This window comes from Sandaracinus amylolyticus (assembly GCF_000737325.1).
Classification (GTDB): domain Bacteria; phylum Myxococcota_A; class Polyangia; order Polyangiales; family Sandaracinaceae; genus Sandaracinus; species Sandaracinus amylolyticus.
The window spans coordinates 5,520,535-5,546,990 of the sequence record NZ_CP011125.1 but is presented as its reverse complement, the minus strand read 5'-3'; the positions used below and the strand labels follow the sequence as shown (position 1 = coordinate 5,546,990).

The following is a 26,456-nucleotide window of genomic DNA, read 5'->3' as shown; positions in this document are numbered from 1 at the left end:
GAGCATCGCGGAACACGGCGCGCCCGAGAAGGCCCGTCCCCGCACGTGAGCCGTCTCGCTGTGCGCAGAAAGCGCGCTGTGGAAGACTGCCCAGCCTCATGTCCGAGGCTCCCCACTACCGTCCGCAGAACCCGATCCGCATCGTCAGCGCGGCCGCGCTCTTCGATGGCCACGATGCCGCGATCAACGTGATGCGCCGCATCCTCCAGGCGTCGGGCGCCGAGGTGATCCACCTCGGTCACAACCGCAGCGTCGAGGAGGTCGCGACGGCCGCGGTGCAGGAGGACGCGCAGGGCGTCGCCCTCACGTCCTATCAGGGCGGCCACATGGAGTACCTCACGTACCTGCGTGAGCGGCTCGACGCGCTCGGCGCGAAGCACACGCGCATCTACGGCGGCGGCGGCGGCGTGATCGTGCCCGCGGAGATCGAGGAGCTCCACCGCCGCGGCATCGATCGCATCTTCAGCCCCGAAGACGGCCGCAACCTCGGGCTCCAGGGAATGATCGACCTCGTGATCCGCGGGTGCGACTTCCCGTCGAGCGAGCCGCTCGACCAGGCGCCGGGATGGATGCCCCTCGCGCGCAAGCTGACGCTCGTGGAGAACGGGCGGCTCGACGCGAGCGCGCTCCCGCAGCCGAGCAAGCGCGTCCCGGTCGTCGGCCTCACCGGCACCGGCGGCGCGGGCAAGAGCAGCCTCACCGACGAGCTCGTGCGCCGCTTCGTGCAGGACGATCCGAACCGCCGCGTCGCGGTGCTCTGCATCGATCCCACGAAGAAGAAGACCGGCGGCGCGCTCCTCGGCGATCGCATCCGCATGAACTCGCTCAAGAACGAGCGCGTGTTCATGCGCTCGATGGCGACGCGCGGCTCGGGCTCCGAGGTCAGCGCGCAGGCGAAGAGCGCGCTCGCGCTGCTTCGCGCGAGCGGCGCGTTCGACGTGATCTTCGTCGAGACCGCGGGCATCGGGCAGGGCGACAGCGCGATCACCGAGCTCGCGGATCTCACGCTCTACGTGATGACCGCCGAGTACGGCGCGCCCTCGCAGCTCGAGAAGATCGAGATGCTCGATCACGCCGACCTCGTCGCGATCAACAAGTTCACGCGCCGCGGCTCGGAGGACGCGCTGCGCGACGTGCGCCGGCAGATCCAGCGCTCGCGCGGCTGGTTCGAGCGCAAGCTCGAGTCCCTCCCGGTGTTCGGCACGAGCGCCGCACACTTCCACGACGCGGGCGTGAACGCGCTCTACGCGCACCTCGTCGCGGCGCTGAACGAGCGGTTCGACGCGAAGCTGCGCACGTCGTACGAGGCGGGCCCGCAGCGCACCACCGAGGCCTCGCAGGCGATCATCCCCGCGGGACGCGAGCGCTACCTCAGCGAGATCGCCGAGGCGTGCCGCGAGCACCACCAGTGGGCGCGCGAGCAGAGCGACGTGGCGCGCGACGTCGAGGCCCTGGCGCGCGCCGTCGCGCTCGTGGGCGGACCGAAGGACGAGCCGGATTGGGCGCCGTACGGCGAGATCGCGTCGGCGCCGCCGCGTGCGCAGGATCTGATGGCCGAGCACGATCGCGCGCTCGCGCGGCTCGACGCGCGCTGCCGCGCGCTGCTCGCCGAGTGGAATGGTTGGAGCTCCAACTATCAGCGCCCCGAGTTCGAGTACCAGGTGCGCGGCAAGACGATCCGCGTCGCGAACTACCGCGAGACGCTCTCCGAGCTGCAGCTGCGCAAGGTCGCGCTGCCGCGCTTCCGGAGCGCGGGTGATCGCCTCTACTGGCGCCTGACCGAGAACGTCCCGGGCGAGTTCCCGTACACGGCGGGCACGTTCCCGTTCAAGCGCACCGGCGAGGACCCGACGCGCATGTTCGCGGGCGAGGGCCCGAGCGAGCGCACCAACAAGCGCTTCCACTACCTCGCGGACGGCCAGCCCGCCGCGCGCCTCTCGACGGCGTTCGACTCGATCACGCTCTACGGCGAGGACCCGGCGATCCGCCCCGACATCTACGGGAAGATCGGCGAGAGCGGCGTCTCGATCGCGACCGTCGAGGAAGCGGAGCAGCTCTACGCGGGCTTCGATCTCTGCGACCCGTCGACCAGCGTGAGCATGACGATCAACGGCCCCGCGCCGACCGTGCTCGCGTTCTTCTTCAACACCGCGATCCGCCAGCAGTGCCGCCGTTGGCTGCGCGAGAACGGACGCCTCGCGATCACGAAGGAGCAGGAGCTGCAGCCCGACGCGAAGCGCGGCTCGAGCTGGGCGCAGGTGCGCTCGCTGCTGAGCGACGCCGAGCACGCGCAGCTCCGCGAGAAGACGTTCCAGCAGGTCCGCGGCACCGTGCAGGCCGACATCCTCAAGGAGGATCAGGGTCAGAACACGTGCATCTTCTCGACCGAGTTCGCGCTCAAGGCGATGGGCGACGTGCAGCAGTTCTTCGTCGACCACGCGGTGCGCAACTTCTATTCGGTCTCGATCAGCGGCTATCACATCGCCGAAGCGGGCGCGAACCCGATCCATCAGCTCGCGTACACGCTCGCGAACGGCTTCACGTACGTCGAGTACTACCGATCGCGCGGCATGGACGTGAACGCGTTCGCGCCGAACCTGTCGTTCTTCTTCTCGAACGGCATGGATCCCGAGTACACGGTGATCGGCCGCGTCGCGCGTCGCATCTGGGCGGTCGCGCTGAAGCGTCTCTACGGCGCCGACGCGCGCTCGCAGATGCTCAAGTACCACATCCAGACGAGCGGCCGCTCGCTGCACGCGATGGAGATCGAGTTCAACGACGTGCGCACGACGCTGCAGGCGCTGCTCGCGACGTACGACAACGCGCAGTCGCTGCACACCAACGCGTACGACGAGGCGATCACCACGCCGACCGAGCAGAGCGTGCGCCGCGCGATGGCGATCCAGCTGATCATCAACAAGGAGTTCGGGCTCGTCGGCTGCGAGAACGCGACGCAGGGCTCGTTCGTCGTCGAGGAGCTCACGGACCTCGTCGAAGAGGCGGTGCTGCAGGAGTTCGATCGCCTCACCGAGCGCGGCGGCGTGCTCGGCGCGATGGAGCGCCAGTACCAGCGCGGGCGCATCCAGGACGACTCGATGAAGTACGAGCGCCTCAAGCACTCGGGCGAGCTGCCGATCATCGGCGTGAACACGTTCCTGCCGAAGAACGCGGCGCAGGCGTCGATCCCGCGCGACGTGCAGCTCTCGCGCGCGAGCGAGGACGAGAAGCGCGGCTGCATCGCGCGCCTCGAGCGCTTCCACGCGGACCACGCGAGCGACTCGGGCGGCGCGCTCGAGCGCCTCAAGCGCGCGGCCGTGAAGGGCGAGAACCTCTTCGCGGCGCTGCTCGACGCGACCGAGCACTGCTCGCTCGGACAGATCACCCACGCGCTCTACGACGTCGGCGGCGAGTACCGCCGCAACCTCTGATCACGTCGCGCGGAGGCGACGGATCGGCGCGCGCACCGCGCTGCGGATGACGGCGACGAGCGCGTCGAGCGCTTCGTCGCCGCCGTGGAGCGGATCGAGGCGCGCCGTCCCGACGCGCGCCTCGCCCGGCGCGATCCGGAGCTCGGCGCGGTGGTTGGTCCCCAGCGCGAGGAGCGCGGCGCGCGTCGGCGCGTCGAGCACCGCGCGCACGGTCTCCTCGTCGCCGGCGACCAGGAACGCGCCGTCGAACGTCGAGTCTCCGAGCTCGATCTCGCGCGAGCCGAGCATCTTCCCGAGCGAGTGCCACAGCGTCTCGGGGCCGAGCGAGAGCGTCGCGACCCCGGGCGCGACCGGCGCCGCGATCTCGACCAGCAGCGCGGAGTCGTCGATCGCGGTCCGCACGTCGATCGGGATCGGCGCGGCGCGCGCGACCAGCATGTCCGCGACGGACTCGGCGCGAGCGCGGTACGCGTCCGGCAGGACGCCCTCCAGCCATCGCACCGCGCGAGGCGCGGTGCTGCGCACCGAGTGCGCGGTGCGCCGGACCTCTCCCGGCGTGCTCCACTCGAGCACCACCGCCCCGTGCCGTGCCTCCAGCGCTTCGAGCGCCGACACCCGCGCCGCGAGCTCCGCGATCCGATCGATCGACGGCTCGGGCCCGGGGTGCGGGAGCCCCCGGCTCGGGGCCACCTCGGCCCAGAACGCCTCGGTCCAGCGGGCTTCGAGCTCGCGCATCCGCGCGACCAGCGCCACGCGCCGTCGCTCGAGCGCGCCGGGATCCTCGCGGTAAGCCATCGTCGCCGTAGATTGGCTCAATCCTGGCTTCGACCGGGACTGTACTCGCGCTACCATCGCCCGCGTGACGCCCGGCTCGCCCTCCGATCTCGTCGGTCAGACGTTGATGGGCAAGCTCCGCGTCGACCGCGTGCTCGGGGCCGGCGGCATGGGCACCGTGTACGAGGTGGAGCACCTGATCACGCGCCACCGCCGCGCGCTCAAGGTGCTGCACGCGCAGCACGGCCAGTCGCACGAGACGGTCGCGCGCTTCATCCGCGAGGCGGGCGTCGCGGGCACGCTGCGCACGCCCTACGTCGTCGAGACGTACGACGCGGGCACGATCGAGGGCGGCGGCGCGGCCTACGTGCTCATGGAGCTGCTGCGCGGCCAGTCGCTCGCCGCGCTGCTCGAGGATCGCCACGAGCTCACGACGGGGCGCGTGTGCGGCATCGCGTGCCAGGTCCTCGAGGGCCTCGCGGTCGCGCACGAAGCGGGCATCGTCCATCGCGACGTGAAGCCCGACAACCTCTTCCTCGTGCGCGACGAGCACGGCCGCGAGCGCGTGAAGATCCTCGACTTCGGCATCTCGAAGTTCGTGCACGGCGCGCCGCACGACTACGCGGGCACGCTGACGGGCGAGGGCACGATGCTCGGCACGCCCTATTACATGTCGCCCGAGCAGGCGTCGGGCGCGAAGGACGTCGACGCGCGCACCGATCTCTACTCGCTCGGCGTGATCCTCTACGAAGCGCTCGCGGGCACGCGACCGTTCGACGGGCGCACGCTCGCGGCGCTCGTGATCCGCATCCACAAGGGCGAGTGCGAGCCGCTCCGCGTCCTCGCGCCGCAGCTGCCGCAGGGGCTGATCGACACGATCATGCGCGCGATGAGCCCCGATCGCGAGAAGCGCTTCCCCAGCGCGCGCGCGATGCTGCGCGCGATGCTGCCGTACGCCGAGGGCACGTACGTCGCGTCGCTCGACACGCTGCGCGACGCGGTCGCGGACAGCGCGACGTTGAAGGCGCCCGCGTCCACGCCGCGGCAGCCGGTGATCACGCCGACGCGCATCCACGCCGATCGCAGCGCGGATCCCGCGGCGGTCACGCTCGACGCGGTCGCCGACGCCGAGCGACGTCGCGACGCGATGGTCGCGCGCTCTCGCGGCATCCTCGTCGCGACCGCGCTCGTGATGCTGCTGGTCGGAGGCGTCGTGGTCTGGGCGCTGACGAGCGGTGGCGGCGCTGACGACGCGGTGACCGCCGCCGAGCCCACGCCCGTCGGAGTGCCCGCGCCCGCGTCGCCTGCGCCTGCTGCGGTGCCTGCGCCGGCCGCGGTGCCGCCCGAAGATCCGCCCGCCGCGCCGGCCGTGAGCGCGACCGTCACCGTCCCCGCGGTGCCCGACGTGCCCGTGGTCGCGCCGGTCGCGCCGCCGCCTCCCGATCCGCCCGCGCGTGCGGAGACGACGCCGCGCACCGGTCGCACCGGCCGCGCGCCGCGCGCGACGAGCGAGCCCGCGAGCACGACGACGTCGCCTCGACCGCGCGGTGCAGGGCGCGCGATCGAGCGCGACAACCCCTACTGACGCGCGCGGCTCGACGCGCCCGAGGCTCATGATCCGGATCCCACGTCGCGCGCTCGTCCTCGTCCTGGTCGCGCTCTCCACGCTCGTGCTCCTCGCTCCCGGTCGCTCCTTCGCGCAGGGCGGGCGCGACGAGGCGCGCACCCGCTTCGCGCGCGGCGTCGAGCTCTACGACGAGGGGCGCTACGACGCGGCGCTCGCCGAGTTCCAGCGCGCGTACGATCTCGCGCCCGCCGTCGCGGTGCTCTTCAACATCGCGCAGGTGCACGCCGCGCTCGGCCACGCGGTCGAGTCCGTCGACGCGTTCGAGCGCTACCTGCGCGAGGGCGGCGCGACGATCTCGCCCGAGCGACGCGCCGACGCGGAGGCCGAGCTCGCGCGGCAGCGCGCGCGCATCTCGACGCTCGTGATCGAGGCGAACGTGCTCGGCGCGATCGTCGCGATCGACGACGTCGACGTCGGCACCACGCCGCTCGGCGAGCGCGTGCGCGTCAGCGCGGGCGAGCGCGTGATCGCGGTGCGCGCGCCCGGGCACGAGACGGTGACGCGACGCGTCCGCATCGCGGGCGGTGCGCACGAGACGGTGCGGATCGAGCTGATCGAGTCCGCGTCGCCGCGCGCGTCGCTGCGCGTGCGCACGACGCTCCCGGGCGTCGAGATCCTCCTCGACGATCGCCCGCTCGGCCTCACGCCGTTCGACTCGAGCGTACAGATCGAGGCGGGCCCCCACCGGCTCGTCGCGCGCCGGCCGGGCTATCGCACGTTCGAGCAGAGCTTCGCCGCGCCGCTCGGATCCGAGGTCCCGATCGACGTGCTCATGGAGCGCGATCCCCACGCGCCCGCGGGCGTGCTCGGCGAGATCGAGCTGCAGCTGCCGGACGCCGAGTGGGCCGGCACGATCGACGGGGTGCGCATCCCCGCGCGCCAGCGCCGCATCGAGGTGCCCATCGGGCCGCACGATCTGCACCTCGAGGTCGCGCAGCGCCGCCCGGTGCAGACGCGCGTCGAGGTCCCGATCGCGTCGATCGAGACCGTGCGCCCCGCGCTCGCGTGGACGCCCGAGGCGCAGCAGTCGGGCCACGCCGAGATCGACGCGCGACACGCGGCGGGCGTGAGCACGATCGTGCTCGGCGTGTTGCTCGTCGGCGCGGGGACCGCGGGCTACGTGCTCAACCAGGATCAGTGGCGAGACATCGACGCCGAGGTCGCGCTGGTGCAGGCGAACTGCACGAACCTCAGCGCGCCCGAGTGCCGCGCGCTGCACCCGCAGTTCGCTCGCTTCGAGGACTACCAGGCGGACATCAACCGGCGCCGTCAGGAGTACGCGACGATCGACGCGCTCGCGATCGGCGGCATCGCCCTCGGCGGCGCGCTCGCGCTGAGCGGGACCATCCTGCTGCTCGCTACGCCGTCCCACGGCGACTTCGATCGCGGCGCCGCCGCGCGCGTCGACGTCGGCGTGGGGCCCGGCTCGCTCGCGCTGCGCGCCTCGTTCTGAGCGATCACTCGCGGTACTTCGCGACGAAACCTAATTGAAGATAAAACCGCTTGTGATTCCGAGGGGTTCCACGCTTTAGAGGTTCGCCCGGCCAGCGTGGGGCGCCAGGTAGTGATGCGCTCCGGGCCCGTGCGCGCCAACCTCCGCGGGAGCGCTGGTCAAGTACGGGGCTGCAAGCGCTATAAATCCGGAAGAACACAGGAAAAATCGGATTGACAGGTCAGGTAAGCGACACGGAAGAACTTACCTTCCGGCTTACCTCGCCTTTCGGGTCGTCCTGACTTCGTTCGAAGTCTTTTCCCCGATATTCGTGGGATTTTTCCGGGGTTGGGTAGCGTCCGACCAGGTCCACACCAACCCGGATGCCGGATTCTCGTGAGGGGGTCCGGCATTCGCCTTTTCAGCGCTTCCGCTCGCGCTCCTGGATCGATTCGTGGTCCTGCGGAGAGATCCAGACGATCACGCTTCCATCATCTTCGTACCGGTGCACGGAGATCGACAGACCAGCGATCACCCAACGACCATCGATCGCCCAGAAAGCGCCGATTTCCTCGTGGAGAAACCGCCGCGCTTCCTTAAGCGACGCGAACCAATACGAAACCAGATACGCCCCGCAAAGGGGGCTCCCGCTACCGTCCGCCATGTGCGCGCTCCGTCAATCGCTAGATCGCCAGGTGTCGCAAACGCACATGCGGGATAACATCCCACAATTGCCCCGAAATCACATCGGGTGAGCCACGGCGCCGCTCCGTTTGCGGCACGTGTACGACCAACGAGGCGACGGATCGCCGATGGGGTCGATCAGAACTTCCCTGGTCGCCGTAGTCCAGGGCGTCAGAAACCAAAGCTTTTTGAGCTTTTCTGAGCTTTAGAGCGAGGAACCGAGCCCTTCTCATTCAAGCCGGCACCCTCGCCGACCGGGCAAGCGCACTCTGCGCGACCGGAGAGCGAGTCACAAGGCTGGACGGTTGCCGGTGTTCAGCCTGAAGGGACCACCTTCGGGCGCGATTTCCAGCCTGAAGGGACCACCTGGTTTTCAGGGTCATGGGACCGACCCGCGAGGGGCGTGCCCCTGATTTTCAGGGTCATGGGACCACCCGATTTTCAGGGTCATGGGACCGCCTTCATGACCTCGAGACCGAGCGGTTCGAGCCGAGCGACCGGAGCGTGAAACGACCGACCCTCCTGCGCGCCGACGTGGGGCAGCGCGCAGGGGGTGCCGGTGAGCTTCCGGGAGCTGACGATGATCGAAGTACGAGAGATCGTGCGCCGCTGGCAGGCCGCACAGCGTGTGCGCGAGGTCGCACGCGAGACGGGACTGGATCGGAAGACGGTGCGCCGCTACTTCGCGGTGCTCGATGCGCTGGGCGTGTCGCGCGACACCGAGCTCGACGATGCGCTCGTGCACCAGGTCGCGTCGCGAGTGCAGACGCGCGCGCTTCCTGAGCCGAGCGTCGAGCGCGAGATGCTGATGGAGCATCGCGATCGCATCGCCGCGTGGCTCACGCAGACGAAGCCGCTGCGACTGACGAAGGTGCACGTGCTGCTCGCGCGCGACCACGGCGTCGACGTGAGCTACGCGACGCTGCGCCGCTTCGCGATCGACGAGCTGAGCTGGCGGATGAAGAAGCCGACGGTGCGTGTGGTCGACGCGCCGCCTGCAGAAGAAGCCCAGGTCGACTTCGGCAAGATGGGCGACGTCTACGACCCGGCAGCGGGTCGCGTGCGCGCGCTCTACGTGCTCGTCGTGACGCTCTGCTTCAGCCGCTACCAGTTCGTGTGGCCGACGTGGGATCAGACGACGGCGACGGTCTGCGAAGGGCTCGACGCGGCGTGGCAGTTCTTCGGCGGCGTCGTGCAGCGCATCGTGCCGGACAACGCATCGTCGATGGTCTCCAAGGCCGACGCGATCGGGCCCACGATCGTCGACGCGTTCGCCGACTATGCGCAGGCGCGCGGACTCTTCGTCGACGCGGCGCGCGTGCGTCAGCCGAAGGACAAGGGCCGCGTCGAGAATCAGATCGCGTACGTGCGCGAGAGCTGGTTCGCCGGTGAGCAGTTCGACGATCTCGAGCACGCGCGTCGAGATGCGGCAGCGTGGTGCCGCGACGTCGCCGGCGCGCGTGTGCACGGCACGACGCGCGAGGTGCCGCGCGACCTCTTCGAGCGTGAGGAGCGATCACTCCTCGGCCCTGCGCCTACCGAGCGATTCGACGTGCCGCACTGGTCCGACGCGAAGGTGCATCCCGACCATCACGTGCAGGTGCTCAAGTCGCTCTACTCCGTGCCGACGCGCTTCATCGGCAAGAAGGTCCGCGTGCGCGCCGACAGTCGCATGGTGCGGATCTATCTCGGCACCGAGCTCATCAAGACGCACCCGCGCGTCGCGGCGGGCAAGCGGTCGACCGACCCGAACGACTATCCGCAGGGCGTCGGCGAGCTCGCGATGAGGAGCGTCGATGCGCTGCTCGCGCGCGCGAAGCAGCGCGGCGCGAACGTCGGTCGCTACGCGGAGCGACTGCTCGGCGGGCCGCTGCCGTGGACGACGATGAGGCAGGGCTACGAGCTCGTGCGGCTCTGCGATCGCTACGGCGAGGCGCGTGTCGACGCGGTGTGCGCGCGTGCGCTCGAGTTCGATGTGATCGACGTACCTCGCATCGCGCGAATGCTGAAGCTCGCGATCGCCGGCGAGGAGCGCGCGCACGACGAAGGCAAGCTGCATCGTCTCTCGAGCGGTGGCGCGCCCCGCTTCGCGCGAGGCGCCGATCTCTTCGCGACGAAGAAGGAGGGCGAGCGATGAAGACGCTGCCGTCGATCTCGCCCGAGCTGAAGAAGGTGCTCAAGAAGCTGAAGCTCGGTCCGATCATCGCGACGCTGCCCGATCGCATGGCGCTCGCGGAGATGCAGAAGCTCTCGCTCGAAGAGACTCTGCTGCTCGTGCTCTCGGACGAGATCGCTCGTCGTGAGAGCAGCGCGTGCGCGCGACGCGCTGCGAAGGCGGGCCTCGATCCGGACATGACTCTCGAGCGCTGGGACTCGAGCGCAAAGGTCCGATACGACAAGCGCGTGCTCGCGGAGCTGACGAGCCTTCGCTTCATCGAGGCGAGCAAGAACGCGGTGATCCTCGGGCCGGTCGGGGTCGGCAAGACGTTTCTCGCGAGCGCGCTCGGCCACATCGCGTGCCGGCACGGCTACAACGTGATCTTCACGCGCGCCGACGCGATGCTCAGGCGGCTCAAGCAGAGCCGTCTCGACAACTCGCGCGACGCGGTGATGACGGAGCTGTCGACGATCGATCTGCTCGTCGTCGACGACTTCGCGCTCGAGCCCATGACGCGCGACGAGAGCCGAGACGTTTATCAGCTCTTCGTCGAGCGCTCGGGCCGCGCATCGACGATCGTCACGAGCAACCGAGACACCTCGGAGTGGCTCGCAGCATTCGACGAGGTGCTGCTCGCGCAGAGCGCGGTCGATCGCTTCATCCACAACGCCTTCGACCTGGTCGTCGAGGGCGAATCCTATCGCGCGAGGCTCAAGCCGAAGGTCAGCGACGACGACCCTCCGCCGTCCTCGCCGGTCGAGAAGAAGACGCTGATCGGAAAGCGCCGCTGACGCGGCGTACGTCGGCGCGCTACGCGCGCCTCCGCTGTCTCGACACGAGCGAGACGGATCGCGCATCCTGCATCCGGTCGCTCGACTTCCCCCTGGTCCCATGACCCTGAAAACAGGGCGGTCGCTTCAGGGTGAAGACCGGCAGACGGTCGAATTCGATCCGGCAGAACCGGTAGGGCGACCCTCGCCGAACGTCTGGCGCCTGTCTAGGACGTCAGGAGGCGCTGGGACGAACGCGGGTAGCGGGAGAGCTCGATCGGGGCTCCTGGGAGCGCCTGGAAGACCAGAACCCCAAAAGCGAAAACCCCTGGAACCGCAAGGGTTCCAAGGGCTTCCGCGTGGATAACTTACCTGTCGACCAGGAAACGACCAGAAATAAGCCGATATTGGGTGCTTCCCTTACCGTTTCGCTTACCGCTGATTCTCTCGTGTGCGAATCGCCTGTGTTTTCCAGGGTCTTAGGTCACTCGCCGTACTTCGCGACGATCTCCTTCACGTACGCGATGAAGGGGTCCTTGTGATGCCGATCGAAGTTGTCCCACGTGCTGAAGCTCGACGGGTCCTCGACGCGGTCCACGAAGATCTTGCCGTCGAGGTGATCGACCTCGTGCTGGAACGTGCCCGCCGAGATGCCCTTCACCTCGCGCTCCCAGGGCTGCCCGTGGCGATCCCACGCGCGCACTCGAACGTGCGCGGCGCGACGCACACGACCACGGAGGTTGGGGACGCTGAGGCATCCCTCGTAGTTGAGGAACGTCTCGTCCGAGAGCGGCTCGATCACCGGGTTGATCAGGATCGTCAGCGGGATGCGCGGCTTGTACGGATAGCGCGGGTTCTCGCCGACCTCGATCACGCAGATGCGCAGCGGCTCGTAGACCTGCGTCGCCGCGAGCCCCGCGCCGTTCGCGTCGCGCATCGTCTCGACGAGATCGTCGACGAAGCGCTGGATCTCGGGGCTCTTCACTTCGTCGAGCGTCAGCTCGCGGGCGCGCTCGCGGAGGATGGGATGGCCGATCTGCGCGATCTTCCGGATGGTCATGCCCGGCGATCCTGCTGACGCGCGCCGCGCGCGTCCAGGCCCCGCGCTCACGCCGTCGCGAGCGACGGCGTCGCGCGCGCGCGCAGCTCCTCGGCGAAGCGCTGCACCATCGCGCGCTGCCCGCGATGCAGGTGCACCGTCGGTCGCGCCGCGCGCAGCTTCGCCTCGGCCTCGTCGACGTCGCCCGCCTGACCGCGCGCGATGAGCAGCGCCGCCGCGAACGTCGCGCTGCGACCGTGCCCCGCCGCGCAGTGCACGTAGACGGGCCCTTCGTGCGCCGCGATCGCGCGCGCCAGCCGCGCGAAGTCCGCGTAGCGCGGCACCGACGTGTCGAGCGCCGGCAAGCAGTGATAGTCGCGCCCGTCGCGCATCGCCGCGCCGCACGCGAACTCGCTCGTCAGATCCACGACGACGCGCGTCCCGGGGGGCAGCGCCTCCGCGCCGACGATGCGCCCGAGGTAGAGCCCCGGCGCGACCTCGTTCCACGCGTCCTCGCGATGCCGCCACGCGTCCCAGCGCACGCGCAGCCACGCGACCACGTGATACGGGAAGAGCAGCACGAAGTGCGGCGTGCGCAGCGATCCGTCCTCGCGCTTGCCGAACACGCCCGGCCCGAGCCCGAGATAGCCGAGCCCCACCGCGATCACCGCGAGCGCGGGCCACGTGAGCGCCCACGCGGGCCCGCCGATCCACCCCGCGCACCCGATCAGCACGAGGCCGAGCACGACCTGGAACCAGCCGAAGCGCATCAGCCTCCGCCCACCGCGTGCTCGACGTCGCGCACCGTCTTCGGGATCGCGCTCGTGAGCACCTCGGCGCCCGTCGCGGTCACGAGCACGTCGTCCTCGACGCGGATGCCGCGCACGTCCGCGAACCGCTCGAGCGTCGCGTGATCGATGCGATCGCGCGCGATCGCCTTCAGCTTCGGATCGCGCAGGATCGCGGGCACGACGTAGAAGCCGGGCTCGATCGTCACCGCCATCCCCGGCGCGAGATCGCGATCGAGGCGCAGGTACGAGAGCCCGAACTGCGACGAGCGCGTGCGCCCCGGCGCGTACCCCGCGCGATCGCCGAGGTCCTCCATGTCGTGCACGTCGAGCCCGATCAGGTGCCCCACGCCGTGCGGGAAGAAGAGCGCGTGCACTCCGTCCGCGACGAGCTCCTCGGGATCGCCGCGCAGCACGCCGAGATCGACGAGCCCGCGCGCGATCACGTGGCACGACGCGAGGTGCACGTCCCGATAACGAACGCCCGGCGCGACCTTCTCGATCGCGGCGCGGTTCGCGGTGAGCACGAGCTCGTACATCGAGCGCTGCGTCTCGCTGAACCGACCGCTCACCGGCCAGGTGCGCGTCACGTCTCCGGCCCAGCCGCCCTCGGTCTCCGCGCCGACGTCGGCGAGCAGCAGATCGCCCTCGCGCAGCTCGTGGCCGTACCCGTGGTTGTGCAGCACCTCGCCGTGCACCGTCACGATCGACTGGTACGAGGTGCCCATCCCGCGCGTCAGGAGCGCGCTCTCCATCGCGCCGCGGATCGCGTGCTCGCGCAGCCCGACGCGCGTCGCGCGCATGCCCGCGAGGTGCGCCGCGGCCGTGCCGTCCGCCGCCTCGCGCAGCCCTCGGATCGCGGCCTCGTCGTGCACCAGGCGCAGCGCGATCATCGCGTCGGCGAGCGCGGCGTCGTCCTCGGCGAGCGCGCCGTAGCGCACCGGCCGTCCCAGCAGATCGCTCTGCCGCTCGCGGGTCGGCGCGTCGATCGCGGGCAGCGTCGCGACGCGGCGGCCCGCGAGCACGCGCGGCAGATCGCTCGCGTCGCGCACTGCGCATCCGACGGCGGCCGCGAGATCGGCGAGGGACGCGCTCGGTCCGTGCCAGAGCTCGTCGTCGTCGTCGGGCGTCTCGACGAAGAGCGTCGCCGCATCGCCCTCGAGCAGCAGGAACGCGCCCGGGATCGGAGCGCCCGCGAGGTACAGGAAGTGGCTCGCCGCGCGGTACGGCCAGGGGTTCGCGCGGTAGTTGCGAGGGCTCGGCGCACCGGCCGCGATCAGCGCGGGCGCGCCTTCGAGCGCCTTCGAGAGGCGCGCTCTGCGCGCGACGAGCGCGGCGGTGTCGATCCGCGGGAGCAGCATCGGCGGAGTATAGGAGCCGGGCCGCCCGCGGGCAGGAGCGCACGCACGCCCGCGGGTGTGGCTGCTATGCTCGTCGCGACGTGCTTTCCGGCCGCCGCCCCGACCTCACGGGACACTCCGCCTCGGCGCCCACCGCGGTCCTGGTGATCGCGGTGACGCTGGCGGCGTCGTCGGCGCGCGCGGAATGCGAGGCCGAGGCCACGCTCTCGACCGGCGTGACCGTGCAACGCTGCACCGAGGACGGGCGGCGCTGGTCGGTGGCCCACGCCGACCTGGCGGCCAGCGACGTCGGGGTGCGCGTCGCGCGCAGCGGCGAGCGCGGACAGACCGCGAGCGCGTGGCGCGCGTCGGTGCCGGGCGCGGTGCTCGCGGTGCAGGGCGGCGCGTTCCGCTTCCCGGGCTGGGATCCCGAGGGCCTCACGATCGCCGAGGGCGAGCCATGGCCCGGCACCGCCGACGACGGCACCCGCGCGGTGCTCGCGCTCGACGCGCAGGGCGCCGGCCTCGTCGTTCCCGCGGTGCAGACGGTCCCCGTCGAGGCGTGGATGCGCTCGGCCGTGTCGGGCGTCGAGGTCGTGCGCGCGGGCGCGCCGATCACCGCGTGCGAGGGCGACGGGTGCGAGCGACGGCCGCGCACCGCGGTGGGCATCTCGAGCGACGGGCGCACCCTCGTGATCGTCGTCGTGGAGGGCTGGACCGCGACGAGCGAGGGCGTGACCGATCCCGAGCTCGGCGCGCTCGCGAGCGAGGCCGGCGCGCACGACGCGATCCGCATCGGCGAGGGAGCGACCAGCGCGCTCACGACCGCGGGCGCGGTCGCGGAGATCCCCTCGAGCGACGGCGCGCTGCGCGCTGCGGGCCCGTTCCTCGGCATCGTGGACCGCGCCGACGGTGCGACCGGCCTGCTGCGCAGCGTCATGGAGCTCCCCGATCACACGCGCCTGCCCGGCGGGACGTACCGCGTGGAGAGCACCGACGGTCGCCTCGTCGCCATGCCCCGCCCGAACTCGAGCGCGTACTGGCAGCTCGACATCGCGGCGCGCACGTACATCGTCCACGCCTCGCTCGCCGGCTATCGCGACGAATGCAAGGTCTGCACGGTCCCGCCGGGGTACGAGGAGTGGTGCAGCTTCCAGATGACGCCGGGGAGCGGGACGGCGGAGTGCGCCGCGCCGCCCCGCGGGATCGACGCCGGGGTCTTCCCGATCGTCGACGCCGGTGAGCCGGACGCCGGAGGCGTCGACGCAGGCGAGGGCAGCCGCACCAGCATCGGCGGCGGCTGCGGGTGCGTCGTGAACGGCGCGCGCACGGATTGGCGCGCGGCCGCGATCCTCGCGATGCTCGCGGCCGTGGTGGTGTGGATGCGACGAGGGAGGCGCGCGTGAGCGCGACGAGCCGGATCGGCCCGGGCACGGGCGTGCTCGCGACGGACGCGGGCGGGACGCTGGTGCTGCGCCGCGTGCGGGTGCGCGTGGCGTCGGGCCCGGATCGCGGGATCGAGCGCGAGCTCGATCAGGGCACGATGGTGGTCGGCAGCCACCCGCAGGCGGACCTCGTGCTCACCGACACCACGGTGTCGCGCTACCACGCGGAGCTCGCGCTCCTGCCGGCGGGCGTGCGGGTGAAGGATCTGCGGTCGACGAACGGCACGTTCGTCGGCGAGTCGCGCATCGAGAGCGTGCTCGTGCCGGTGGGCTCGGAGGTGCGGCTCGGGCGGACGCGCGTCGAGCTGTTGCCGTCGGACGTGCCGCTCCCCGACGCGCCGTCGGAGGCGACGCGCTTCGGTCGGCTCGTGGGATCGAGCCCGGCGATGCGGAGGCTCTTCGGGCAGCTCGAGCGCGTCGCCGCGACCGAGGTCGCAGTGCTCATCCACGGCGAGCCCGGCACGGGGAAGACGGAAGCGGCGCGCGCGATCCACGACGCCTCGAGCCGCGCGCGCGGGCCCTTCGTGGTGATCGAGCTCGGCGGCGTGCCGGCGGCGGCGGTGGGCCCCGCGATGAGCTCGGCGCTCGGCGGCACGCTGCTGCTCGAGCGCATCGACGAGGCGAGCGGCGCGGTGCAGGACGCGCTCTCCGCGGCGCTCGATCGCCGCGAGCGCGAGGGCATCGACGTGCGCGTGCTCGCGACGAGCCGGGGCGATCCGCGCGCGCTCGTGGAGCGCGGCGCGCTGCGTCGCGATCTCTGGTTCCACCTCGCGTCGGTGCGCGTCGAGGTGCCGCCGCTGCGTGAGCGGCTCGAGGATCTGCCGCGCCTCGTGCACGCGCTGCTCGAGGAGCTCGGCTATCCGGAGCTGCGCCTCGGCGCGGCGGAGCTGGGGCAGCTGCGCGTCCAGCGCTTCGACGGCAATGTGCGCGAGCTGCGCCGCACGATCGAAGAGACGCTGCTGCGGAGCGCGGTGCCGGCGCGTCCTTCGTCGCCCCCGGGCGAGCAGGTGACGGACGAGCTCGCGCGGATGCCGTTCAAGGAGGCGAAGGATCGCCTGCTCGACGCGTTCGAGCGCGGCTACGTCGCGCAGCTGCTGGAGCGCGCGGGCGGAAACCTCAGCCGCGCGGCGGCGGAGGCCGGGCTCGACCGCAACCACCTCGCGCGGCTGGCGAAGAAGCACAACCTGCGCTGACGGGGTCGGGGGCCGGGTCCGCGTCGCTGGCGGGGAACCGCTGCGGCTCGGGACTGCGCGGGCTCCGGATCCCGGCGTGCGGCGGAGCCGCTCGAATCGCGTGCGGGGGCCGTTCGCCTCGAGAGCATCACGGTTGTCGCGGGCAGCGTGCGCTCGAGCGCAGGAGCGCGACGAGAACGGACGGGCACTCTGGCGCGATCGGCGTGATGGACGCCGTTCGAGCGCGCCGAACCGACACGGGCCGCGCCATGCCCGGCTGCGCCGTCGGTGCGCGCGATCGCGCGATTTCGTCGTGAGATCGGCAGGTTGAGCGCGAAGTCGACGATCCCCGGCTGCGCGCGGTCGTGCCGGGAACGATTCGCAGGTCGGGCATTCCTCAATGATTCTGCTGGTCAACTCGCGCGAATTGGCCGTTGGAAGCGTCTGGGCACCCCCGGCGCGACCGTAGGACTGCACGAGAAGGTCCCCAGACGCGCGAAATGACCAATTCGGGCGTCTGGGGACCAAAACTCGCGTGTTTTGGCCATTTCGCCCGAGATGCCGCCTCCGGTCGCGCGAAATGGCGAACGGACGCGACCCCACGCCGGATCTGGCCCGTCACGTCCGATCCAGCGGCTCCCGCGCCATTCGCCCGCGAGCTCGCCCCTCGCGCCCCTCGCCCTCGCGCCGGCCGTCGCCCTCGCCCTCGCGCCGGCCGTCGCCCCGCCGTCGCCCCCGCCGTCGCCCCCGCCGTCGCCGTCGCCCTCGCCCCCGCCGTCGCCGTCGCCCTCGCCCCCGCCGTCGCCGTCGCCCTGGCCCCCGCCGGCCGGTCCCGCCGGCCGCCTCGGATTGGCGCGTGCACTCGGCCGCGCCCGCGGACAGTCTGCCGGGCACCATGACCCTCGACTCCGCGCCCGCCCCGGTCTTCCTCTCCGGCCCGATGGGCAGCGGGAAGTCCACCGTGGGGCGCGTCCTCGCGGATCGGCTCGGCGTGCCCTTCGTCGATCTCGACGCGCGCATCGAGGCCGAGCAGGGCGCGTCGGTGCGCGCGATCTTCCGCGATCGCGGGGAGCCCGTCTTCCGCGCCATCGAGCGCGAGGCCGCGGCGCGCGTCGCCAGCGAGCCCGGCGCGCGCGTCGTCGCGCTCGGCGGCGGCACCGTGACCGACACCGCGACGCGCCGGATGCTCCTCGCGCGCGGCACCCTCGTGACGCTCCACGCGCCGCCCGACGAGCTCGCCCGGCGCGTCGCGGGCGCCGACGATCGGCCGCTGCTCGCGACCGCGAGCGACACCACGCGCGTGCTCACGAGCCTCCTCGAGGAGCGCGCCTCCGCGTACGCGGAGTGCCACGCGCGCATCGACACCCGCGGTCGCGACGCGAGCACGATCGCCGAGGACGTGCTGCGCGTCGCGCGCGAGCGCCCGGTCGCGGTCGCGCTCGGCGAGCGCAGCTACCGCGTCGAGATCGGATCGGGCATCGCGTCGCGCGTCGGCGCGCGGCTGCGCGAGGCGGGCGTCTCGGGCATCGCGGTGGTCGCCGGCGACGCGAACGTCGAGTCGCCGTGGGCCGCGAGCGCGCGCCGCTACGTCGAGGGCGCAGGGCTGCGCGCGGCGTCGGTGACGCTCCCGCCCGGCGAGCAGCACAAGACGATCGCGTCGGTCGAGCGCATCTGGGACGCGGCGCTCGAGGCGGGCATCGATCGCCACGGCGCGGTCGTCGCGGTCGGCGGCGGGGTGGTGGGGGACCTCGCTGCGTTCGCTGCGTCGACGATCCTGCGCGGCATCGTGCTCGCGCAGATCCCGACGTCGCTGCTCGCGATGGTCGACAGCTCGGTCGGCGGGAAGACCGGCTTCGATCGCGCGCAGGGCAAGAACCTGATCGGATCGTTCCACCAGCCGCGCACCGTGCTGTGCGACGTGGACGCGCTCTCGACGCTCGATCGCGCCGAGCGCATCGCCGGGCTCGCCGAGGTCGTGAAGTCGGCGTGGATCGACTCCGAGGACGCGATCGCGACGCTCGAGCGCGACGCCGACGCGCTGCTCGCGGGCGACGGCGAGGCGACGATGCGCGCGGTCCGGATGTCGGTCGCGCTGAAGGCGCGCATCGTCGCCGAGGACGAGCACGAGCGCGGCCCGCGCGCGCTCCTGAACCTCGGGCACACGCTCGGGCACGCGATCGAGGCCGCGAGCGGGTACACGATGCGCCACGGCGAGGCCGTCGCGCGCGGGATGGTCGCGGCGGTGCGGGTGGCGCGCGCGCTCGGCGACGCGCGGCAGGACGACGAGCGACGGATGATCGCGCTGCTGGCGCGCCTCGGGCTGCCGACCGATCCCGAGCGCTACCTCGACGACACCGCGCTGGCGTTCGTGGGCGCGGACAAGAAGCGCAAGGGCCGCGACGTGCGCTTCGTGTCCCCGGGGGCGGCGGGCACGGTCGGGCTGCGGATGATCGCGATCGAGGAGCTCCAGCGCATCGCCACGCGCGGCTGAACCTTGCCGGAGTGCTCGGACCGCAGGTCGCGGACGGGAGCGCGCGAAGCGCGCGGACGGTAGGGACCAGCGGGCGAGCCGATGACCTTGCCGGAGTGCTCGGACCGCAGGTCGCGGACGGGAGCGCGCGAAGCGCGCGGACGGTAGGGACCAGCGGGCGAGCCGATGACCTTGCCGGAGTGCTCGGACCGCAGGTCGCGGACGGGAGCGCGCGAAGCGCGCGGACGGTAGGGACCAGCGGGCGAGCCGATGACCTTGCCGGAGTGCTCGGACCGCAGGTCTCGGACGGGAGCGCGCGAAGCGCGCGGACGGTAGGGACCAGCGGGCGAGCCGATGACCTTGCCGGAGTGCTCGGACCGCAGGTCGCGGACGGGAGCGCGCGAAGCGCGCGGACGGTAGGGACCAGCGGGCGAGCCGATGTAGGGACCCGCCTTCGACTGCAATTTGGCTGCGCCGCGGCGCCGGGCGTACGCTGGATCCATGCACGCCAGGGTTGGGTCGTTCCTCGCTCTTCTGCTCGCGCTCGCCGGCTGCGCCGAATCGAACCCGGGGATCGAGATCGAGGGCGTGCTCGCGTTCAGCGACGCCGCGATGTGCACGCTCGACCCGGGCACCGACCCGACGTTCCTGGCGAGCCCGACCCTCGACACGTCGCCGCTGTTCAACGCGATTCGGCCCGGCGGGATCCGCTACGCCGCGAGCTTCCAGGTCGTGAACCGGTTCTTGAACCTCGGCCGCTCGGACTTCCCGATCATGGCGGACCCGAACTCGTTCTTCGTCGAGGAAGCGGAGGTCTCGCTCGAGGCGATCGACGGCTCGCCGCTGGATCTCGGCGACCTGCCGACGCGCTTCCGGGTGCCGGCGAGCGGCTACGTGCCGTCCGCGGCCGACGCGACCGAGTACGGTCGTGGCGCGGTGACGGTCGAGGTGATCCCGAGCATCTACGGCGACGCGCTCCAGGGCCGGACCGGGACGATCGTCGCGCAGGTCCAGCTGACGGGGACGACGTCCGGCGACTCGACGCAGACGACCGCCGAGTTCCAGATGGTCGTCTCGCTGTGCGACGGCTGCCTCTTCCAGTGCCAGCTCGACGAGATGAGCATGCCGATCAACGTGCCGTCGTGCCGTCCGGGGCAGGACGCGGTCAGCGCCGCCGCGGCGGCGTGCGGGCCCTGAACGCGCAGCGCGGCGCTGCAGCGATCAACGCAGCGCGCCGATGAACGCGTCGCCGAACGCGAAGCGCAGCAGGTCCGCGAGCGCGCCCGACTCGGCGACCGCGTCCTCGAGCGCGCTCGGCGGGCGCGTCCCGCTCTGCTGAGCCTCGAGCGCGCGCAGCGCCGCGATCGACGCGCGCACGTCGCCCGACGCGACGAGCCCGGCGCGCGCCGCGCCGCCGAGCACCGACGCGCGCTGCGCGTCCCAGTCGAGCGTGCTCTCCGAGTCGAGCAGCAGCTCGCGCACGTCGCGCTGGTTGCGCGTCGGGATCGTGCGCCAGAGCTGCGACGCGAGCGCCGCCGCTTCGCGCGCGACCTGCGCGCCCTCGGCGGGACCGAACGCGGCGCGCAGCGCGGCGTAGAGCGTCCGGCCCTCGTCGTCGGAGAGCGTCGCGAGCAGCACGTGCTCGGGGCGCGCGAGCTCGATCGCGCGGCCGAGCAGGAAGCGCAGCGAGCGATCGTCGCCCGGCGCGTCGGCGCCGACGAGGACGGCCGGAGGATGGGTGCGGATCGGCACCACGCCGGTTCCCGCGCCGCGCGTCGCGAAGAGCGTCACGTCGTCGCCCTCGGGCAGCGCATCGAGCGTCGCGGCGAGCGCGCGCCCGATGCCCGAGCCGGTGTGCGGCCCGACGCGATCGGTGCCGAGGATCCCGAGCTGCTGGAGCGACACCCGGAAGAGCGGCAGCGCCGACTCCCACACGAGCGCGAGCAGCCGCCGTGCGCTCTCGTGCGCGGGGTTGCGCAGCAGCGTGCCGCGCGCGTCGGCGAGCGAGCGCGCATCGAGCGCCTGGATCGCGGGCGCGCTGCGGCGCGGATCGAACGCCGAGAGGACGGCGTGCGCGACGTACGCCGCGCCGCGCGCGCCGGCGCGCGTCGCGATCTCGCCGAGCAGCTCGATCGCGGCGGCACGACCGGGATCGATCACGAGCGCGGCGCGCAAGAGCGCGGCGGCCTCGAGGAGATCGTCGTCGCTCGCGGCGAGCGCGCGGGCGCGCGCCTCGAGATCGTCGAGCGCGTCGTCGTCGAGCGGCTCGTCCTCGGAGACCGGCATCGCGATCGGCGAGGGCCCGCCGGGCGCGGGCGGCAGCGAGGGCGGCGCGGGGAGCCAGAGATCCATGCGCGACGGGCGATCGCCGGGCTCGGCGGGCTCCTCCTCGTCGGGCTCGGGCAGCGCGACCGGCGGGCGCGACGGGCGCAGCGAAGGCGAGGGCGCGGCGTGGCCGTTCGCGCTGGAGACCGGGCGCGCGCGCTCGGGCGTCGACGCGCGCGACGGGGGCGACGGGCTCGGCGCGTACGACGGCGAGGTCGCGTAGCTCGGCACCGGCGCGGGCAGCTCGGACGGCGCGGGATGCGCGATCACCGACACCGCGGAGGCGAGCGACGCCGGGCCCGAAGGCGCCGCGACGCCGAGCTCGGCGGCGACGCGCTTGGCGTCGTCGCTGGTCGGGTCGGCCTCGAGCGCCTCGCGCACCTTCGCGCGGGCGTCCTCGCGACGGCGGGGATCGCGGCGCAGCCAGCTCGCGAGCTCGGCGAGCACCCCCGCGATCTTCGAAGGCTCGGGCTCCTCGGCGCGCAGCGCGGCGAGGGCCTCGTCCGCGAGCTGCTCGGCGCGCGCGAGATCGCCGCGCGCGAGGGCGTGCAGGCGCGCGGCCTTCATCGTGAGGCGGGCCTTCTCGTCGGCCATCCACGCCTCGTCGGCGCGCCGCGCGAGCTCGCCGAAGAGCTCGCCGAACGCGCGCTCACCGAGCTCGGCCGAGGCCTCGCCCATGCGCGCGCCGAGCCGCCCGAGCTCCTCCTCGAGCTCGCTGAGGCCGGTCTCCTTCCACACCGGGAAGAGCACCTCCCAGGCGTGCTCGGGACGGCCGATCTCCTGGTCCAGCAGCGTCGCGGCGCGTCGGATCATGGAGAGGCGCACCATCGGGTGCGGCGCGTTCTCCGCGAGCACGAGCAGGCCGCGCGCGAGCGCGTCGAGGTCACCGGTGGCGCGCGCCAGGCGCTCGACCGCGGTGAGGATGACGCCGCTGCTCGCGGCGTGACGCGCGGCCTCGAGGTACGCCTCGAGCGCGTCGCGCTCCGCGCCCGCGCGCTCGAGCCAGCGCGCGCGGCGATAGAGCAGGGCGCGCCGTCCGCTCGCGCCCATCGCGTGGGTGATCAGCTCGTCGTACGTGCGCTTGGCGTCCTCGACGTCCTGGCGTTCGAGCGCGAGCTGCTCGAACGCGACGAGCAGCGCGCCGTGGCCCGGCACCGCGCGCAGGCCCTCGTGGATCAGCTGGATCGCGAGCGCGACGTCGCCCGCGTGGCGGGCGGCGCGCGCGGCGGCGCGCTCCCAGAGGCGTCCCGCCCACGCGCCCTCGGCGCGGCGCGCCTCGTCGCGCATCACCGCGACGCCAGCCTCGGGGCAGTCGATCGCGACCAGCACGCCCGCGGTCTTCGCGACGCGCTGCAGCGCAGGCTCGTCGGCGACCGGCGGCAGCTCCTCGAGCGCGGCGCGCGCGAACGACTCCGCGGCCGAGGGATCACCGAGCACCTGCATGCTCGCGGCGGCGAGCGCGAGGCGCCCCTCGAAGCGCTCGTCGTCGGTCGCGCCCTCGGCGACGCGCAGCGCGAGCGCCGCCATCAGCCGGTCGTGCTCGCCGGTGCTCGCGTAGATCTCGGCGAGGCGGGTGATCGACGGCTCGTCGCGCGGCACGCGCGCCAGCACGCGGAGGAGCGCGCGCGCCTCGCCCGCCACGTCGCCGCCGCGCGCGTGCTGGGCCGCGATCTCGCGCAGCGTCGCGATCGCGTCCTCGTCGCTCGACGCGGCGAGGCGCCGCTCCAGCGCGGCGATCACGAAGATCGGCGAGCCGGCGCGCTGCGCGAGCGCGCTCGCGATCTCGCGGAGCGGGACGCCGGCCTCGCCGAAGCGATCGGCGCTGCTGACGGCGAGGGCCGCGGCGCGCTCGACGGCGCCGCGCGCGTCGAGCGCGGAGAGCGCGTCCGCGATCGGGCCGATGCTCGCAGGCTCGCAGCGCGGATCGCGCGTGAGGGCCTCGACGGCGCGCACCACGAGATCGATCTCGCCCTGCTCGAGCGCGACCTGCAGCGCGTCGCGCCAGGGCTCGGCCTGGTACGTCGCGAGGCGCGCCCATCGCTCGATCGCGTCGAGGCGATCGTGCTCGCGCGGCGCGGCGCGGACCGCGGCGGCGAGCAGCGGCGGCAGGTCGCCGACGAGCGCGCGCGCGCGGGCGATCGCGTCGGGCGGCGCGCTGCCACGATCGGTCGCGAGCCGGCGCGCGAGGATCAGCGCGGCCTCCGCGGCCTCGGGATCGGCGAGCAGCGCGTCGATCGCGGCGACGCGCGCGCCCTCGCGATCGCCGGCCGACTCGCAGCGCGCGGCGAGCGCGGTGAGAGCCCGAGCGCGCTCGGGCGGAGCGAGCGCGAGGCGCGACTCGCGGGCGAGCGCATCGCGCACCAAGGCGTCGTCGCCCAGGCGCGACGCGGCGCGGCGCAGCCGGACGATCGCCTCGCGGTGCCCGGGCACCTCGTTCAGCACGCGCAGGCAGGCGCGCGCGGCGGCGCGGTGATCGCCGCGCACCGCCTCGAGCCCCGCGATGCGGAGGAGGCGCCGCACGCGCTCGATGCGCCGGCCCTCGTGCTCGACGCGCTGCTCGAGCACCTGGATGCGCCCCGGGACGTCGCCGCGCAGCGTGAGGATGCGCTCCAGGAGATCTCCCGCGCCGTCGTCCCAGCCCTCGTCGATCATGCCCGCGAGCAGCGAGATCGCGCGCTCGCGACGCTCCGGGTCCTGCGCGAGGATCGCGGCGAGCCCGCGGGTCGCGTCGCGCCGCTCGGCGCGCTCGCCCTGGCGCGAGAGGCGATCGAGCTCCGCGGCGCGCGCCATCGCGGGGCGCATCGTGCTCTCGAATCGCGCGCGCGCCTTCGACATCGGCTCGCCGCCGAGCGCCGCCGCCACCGAGCGCGCCCACGCCGCGCGCAGCGGCTCGTGGGTCACGTCGTCCGCGATGCGCGCGAGGTCCTCGAGCGCCGCGGCGCGCGCGGCGTCCGACGTCCAGCCCGACGCGCGGATCGCCCGCTCCAGCGCGTCGGCGAGCAGCATCGGATCGGCGGCGGCCTCGGCTTGCTGTCGGATCGCGGCGCGGGCGCCCTCGTCGGTCGGCTCGACCTCGAGGCAGCGGATGCGCAGCTCGAGCTCCCAGCTGCCGTCGCCCGGGATCTCGAGGCGCGCGTCGGCCGCGCGCGTGAGCCAGGAGAGGCGCGCCTCGGGCGGGCACACCGTCGCGAGCTCTTCGAGCACGACCGCGCGCTCGACCAGCGCGCCCGCGGCCTCGAGGTCGACGTCGAGCGGCTCGTAGAGCACCTCGAGCTCGGGCTCGTCGTCGAGCGCGCGCAGCAGCATCTCGGCGGCGAGCAGCGGGCGCTCGTCCATCTCGGCGCGCTCCGCGGCCTCGAGGCGGAGGCGCCTCCGCACGTCGGGCTCGCTCGCGCGACGGGCGGCGTCCGCGCGCAGCGCGATGATCGCGGGACCGCGCTGGGCCGCGGCGTGCCACGCCGCCATCGCGTCGGCGGCGCGCTCGTGGCCGGGCGTGATCGACCACGCCCACCCGACGAGGTACGCGGCGCCCTCGGGGTCGCTCTCGCCGAGCTGCGTCGCCGCGCCGAGCAGCTCGTCCGCGGCGTCGGCGGGACGTCCCTGGGCGATCACGATCGACGCGGTGATCGCGCGCGCATCCGCGGCGCGTGCCCCGCCCGACGCGGCGCGCAGCGCGGAGAGCGCGACCTGGGTGCGACCGATGCGGCGCGCGAGGAGCGCGTACGCGATCAGCACGTCGTCGCGGCGCGGCCCCTCGCCGGCGGCGCCGACCGCGGCGCGTCCGTACGCGAGCGCGAGGTCGGTGTGCGCGCACGCGGCGCACGCGTCGGCCGCGGCGAGCAGCGTCTCGGGATCCTCGGCGAGCGCGGCGGCGGCCTCGCGCAGCGCGCGCTCGCGCTCCTCGACGCTCGCGTAGCGCTCGAGCCAGGTCTCGGCGGCCGCGCGCCACGCCGCGGCGCGCTCGACGGCCGGCGCGCCCGACTCCTCGAGCACCGCGATCTCGCGCTCCAGTGGATCGAGCGCGTCGTCGAGCGCGCGCGTCGCGGGCGGGAGCTCGGGCAGCGTGAGGTCGAACGTCTCGATCTGCGCGAACGCCTGGGCCGCGCCCGGCGAGAGCTGCACCGCGGCGGGGCGCGGCGGCGGGATCGACGCGCTGCGCGCCGGCGGGATCGACAGGTTGCCGGGGCGGATCGAAACGGCCTCGGGCGCGGGCGCAGGCGCGGGCAGCGAGGGGAGTCGGCGGGCGGGCGCAGGCGCGCTCGCGCCCGGCGTGACGACGCGCGCGAGCCCGGCGCGGACCAGCGCGGCGATGCGCGACGCGGCCGCGGGCGCGCTCATCAGGAACGCGGCGATGCGCGGCTCCTTCGCGCTCTTCTCGGCCGCGTCGAGCCCTGCCCAGCGGCGCGCGCGCGCCGTGTGCGGGCCCTGGAGCCACTCGAGGCGATGCGTCGCGCGCGCGCCGACCTGCTCGGCGTCGCCCTCGGCGGCGCGCCGCTCGAGCGCGTCGAGCACCAGCGGGACGAGCGATGCCTCGGCGGCGACGTGGGGCGGAGGCGCCTCGGGGCGCAGCGGCGGGACCGCGCGACCTTCGCTCTCCGCCTTCGCCATGCCGCGCACCAGGCGGTCGAGCCAGAGCGCGCGCAGCGTCTCCGCGAGCGCGTCGTGCGAGAGCAGCGTCGAGCCCTCGGGCAGGCGATCGGGGTCCGCCGAGAGGCGTCCGAGCGCGGCGCGCTCCTCCTCGCGGATGCGCCCCGTCTTCGCCAGGAACTCGTGGAGCGAGGGATCGCCGGGCGCACGTCGCACGTCGACCACGCGGCCGCGCCGCAGCACCACCGTGCGCTCTCCGACCTCGACCGCGCCCTCGGCGCCCCGCTCGTCGAGCTCGAGGAGGAAGCGCGCGATGGGGCTCGGCGATGGCGCCCAGACCTCCGTCACGCGCGCGACTCTATCACCGAGCGCCAGGGGAGAAGGGGCTTTCGCGCCCGGCCTCCGCCGCGCCCGGCG

At 73.3% G+C, this 26,456-nt stretch carries 15 protein-coding genes; 9 read left to right on the top strand and 6 right to left on the bottom strand.

The annotated features are described in order from the left end of the window. The first annotated feature begins 98 nt into the window (after nucleotides 1–98). Nucleotides 99–3,428, top strand: a complete 3,330-nt coding sequence (icmF, locus tag DB32_RS23475; RefSeq protein WP_053234875.1) for a fused isobutyryl-CoA mutase/GTPase IcmF — start codon at nucleotides 99–101, stop codon at nucleotides 3,426–3,428. On the opposite strand, the gene DB32_RS23470 is transcribed toward icmF, so the two are convergent. Further along, a complete protein-coding gene (locus tag DB32_RS23470; protein ID WP_053234874.1) occupies nucleotides 3,429–4,223 on the bottom strand; it encodes a hypothetical protein in 795 nt (264 codons plus the stop codon). Between the two features lie 64 nt (nucleotides 4,224–4,287). Between DB32_RS23470 and DB32_RS23465 the strand changes: the two genes are divergently transcribed. Beyond that, on the top strand, nucleotides 4,288–5,787 hold the full coding sequence (locus DB32_RS23465; protein WP_053234873.1) for a serine/threonine-protein kinase: 1,500 nt from the start codon (nucleotides 4,288–4,290) through the stop codon (nucleotides 5,785–5,787). 28 nt (nucleotides 5,788–5,815) lie between these two features. After that, nucleotides 5,816–7,282 carry a PEGA domain-containing protein gene (locus tag DB32_RS23460; RefSeq protein ID WP_053234872.1) on the top strand — a complete coding sequence of 489 codons (1,467 nt, stop codon included), beginning with the start codon at nucleotides 5,816–5,818 and terminating at the stop codon, nucleotides 7,280–7,282. A 400-nt stretch (nucleotides 7,283–7,682) separates the two neighbouring features. Here the strand turns inward: DB32_RS23460 and DB32_RS23455 are convergent, their stop codons facing one another. Continuing rightward, the gene (locus tag DB32_RS23455) at nucleotides 7,683–7,925 is read right to left on the bottom strand and encodes a hypothetical protein (protein ID WP_053234871.1); all 243 of its coding nucleotides are present in this window, start codon (nucleotides 7,923–7,925) and stop codon (nucleotides 7,683–7,685) included. Between the two features lie 600 nt (nucleotides 7,926–8,525). On the opposite strand from DB32_RS23455, the gene istA reads away from it, so the two are divergent. Both istA and istB read left to right on the top strand, forming a co-directional pair. Continuing rightward, complete coding sequence (istA, locus tag DB32_RS23450; protein WP_157069319.1) at nucleotides 8,526–10,082, top strand: IS21 family transposase; 1,557 nt, start codon at nucleotides 8,526–8,528, stop codon at nucleotides 10,080–10,082. Continuing rightward, a complete protein-coding gene (gene istB / locus DB32_RS23445) occupies nucleotides 10,079–10,894 on the top strand; it encodes an IS21-like element helper ATPase IstB (RefSeq protein WP_053234869.1) in 816 nt (271 codons plus the stop codon). Before istA ends, istB begins: the two co-directional genes overlap by 4 nt. Nucleotides 10,895–11,357: 463 nt before the next feature. Here the strand turns inward: istB and def are convergent, their stop codons facing one another. Genes def through DB32_RS23430 form a run of 3 tightly spaced genes read right to left on the bottom strand, consistent with a single transcriptional unit; the run spans nucleotide 11,358 to nucleotide 14,061 of the window. Then, nucleotides 11,358–11,933, bottom strand: coding sequence for a peptide deformylase (gene def / locus DB32_RS23440; protein WP_053234868.1), 576 nt, complete (start codon nucleotides 11,931–11,933; stop codon nucleotides 11,358–11,360). 47 nt (nucleotides 11,934–11,980) lie between these two features. Beyond that, a complete protein-coding gene (locus DB32_RS23435) occupies nucleotides 11,981–12,682 on the bottom strand; it encodes a phosphatase domain-containing protein (protein ID WP_053234867.1) in 702 nt (233 codons plus the stop codon). After that, nucleotides 12,682–14,061, bottom strand: coding sequence for an aminopeptidase P family protein (locus tag DB32_RS23430; RefSeq protein WP_053234866.1), 1,380 nt, complete (start codon nucleotides 14,059–14,061; stop codon nucleotides 12,682–12,684). The genes DB32_RS23435 and DB32_RS23430 overlap by 1 nt, the downstream gene beginning before the upstream one ends. Nucleotides 14,062–14,141: 80 nt before the next feature. On the opposite strand from DB32_RS23430, the gene DB32_RS23425 reads away from it, so the two are divergent. The 4 genes from DB32_RS23425 (at nucleotide 14,142) to DB32_RS23410 (ending at nucleotide 20,324) form a co-directional block, all read left to right on the top strand. After that, complete coding sequence (locus DB32_RS23425) at nucleotides 14,142–15,446, top strand: phosphodiester glycosidase family protein (RefSeq protein ID WP_083457669.1); 1,305 nt, start codon at nucleotides 14,142–14,144, stop codon at nucleotides 15,444–15,446. Continuing rightward, nucleotides 15,443–16,678, top strand: coding sequence for a sigma-54-dependent Fis family transcriptional regulator (locus DB32_RS23420; protein WP_075097989.1), 1,236 nt, complete (start codon nucleotides 15,443–15,445; stop codon nucleotides 16,676–16,678). Before DB32_RS23425 ends, DB32_RS23420 begins: the two co-directional genes overlap by 4 nt. An 874-nt stretch (nucleotides 16,679–17,552) precedes the next feature. After that, nucleotides 17,553–19,148, top strand: coding sequence for a 3-dehydroquinate synthase (aroB, locus tag DB32_RS23415; RefSeq protein ID WP_053234863.1), 1,596 nt, complete (start codon nucleotides 17,553–17,555; stop codon nucleotides 19,146–19,148). Between the two features lie 480 nt (nucleotides 19,149–19,628). Then, nucleotides 19,629–20,324 carry a hypothetical protein gene (locus DB32_RS23410; protein WP_053234862.1) on the top strand — a complete coding sequence of 232 codons (696 nt, stop codon included), beginning with the start codon at nucleotides 19,629–19,631 and terminating at the stop codon, nucleotides 20,322–20,324. A gap of 24 nt (nucleotides 20,325–20,348) precedes the next feature. Here DB32_RS23410 and DB32_RS47000 read toward each other — a convergent pair whose 3' ends face one another. After that, nucleotides 20,349–26,387: a hypothetical protein gene (locus DB32_RS47000; RefSeq protein ID WP_053234861.1), complete on the bottom strand. Its 6,039-nt coding sequence runs from the start codon at nucleotides 26,385–26,387 to the stop codon at nucleotides 20,349–20,351. Nucleotides 26,388–26,456: the final 69 nt, after the last annotated feature.

What these genes read in the sequence shown, in the direction of transcription:
- DB32_RS23410 (WP_053234862.1), top strand. Translation starts at nt 19,629, where the DNA reads ATGCACGCCAGGGTTGGGTCGTTCCTCGCTCTTCTGCTCGCGCTCGCC.
- aroB (WP_053234863.1), top strand. Translation starts at nt 17,553, where the DNA reads ATGACCCTCGACTCCGCGCCCGCCCCGGTCTTCCTCTCCGGCCCGATG.
- DB32_RS23460 (WP_053234872.1), top strand. Translation starts at nt 5,816, where the DNA reads ATGATCCGGATCCCACGTCGCGCGCTCGTCCTCGTCCTGGTCGCGCTC.
- istA (WP_157069319.1), top strand. Translation starts at nt 8,526, where the DNA reads ATGATCGAAGTACGAGAGATCGTGCGCCGCTGGCAGGCCGCACAGCGT.
- DB32_RS23470 (WP_053234874.1), bottom strand. Translation starts at nt 4,223, where the DNA reads ATGGCTTACCGCGAGGATCCCGGCGCGCTCGAGCGACGGCGCGTGGCG.
- DB32_RS23435 (WP_053234867.1), bottom strand. Translation starts at nt 12,682, where the DNA reads ATGCGCTTCGGCTGGTTCCAGGTCGTGCTCGGCCTCGTGCTGATCGGG.
- DB32_RS23455 (WP_053234871.1), bottom strand. Translation starts at nt 7,925, where the DNA reads ATGGCGGACGGTAGCGGGAGCCCCCTTTGCGGGGCGTATCTGGTTTCG.
- DB32_RS23430 (WP_053234866.1), bottom strand. Translation starts at nt 14,061, where the DNA reads ATGCTGCTCCCGCGGATCGACACCGCCGCGCTCGTCGCGCGCAGAGCG.
- istB (WP_053234869.1), top strand. Translation starts at nt 10,079, where the DNA reads ATGAAGACGCTGCCGTCGATCTCGCCCGAGCTGAAGAAGGTGCTCAAG.
- def (WP_053234868.1), bottom strand. Translation starts at nt 11,933, where the DNA reads ATGACCATCCGGAAGATCGCGCAGATCGGCCATCCCATCCTCCGCGAG.
- icmF (WP_053234875.1), top strand. Translation starts at nt 99, where the DNA reads ATGTCCGAGGCTCCCCACTACCGTCCGCAGAACCCGATCCGCATCGTC.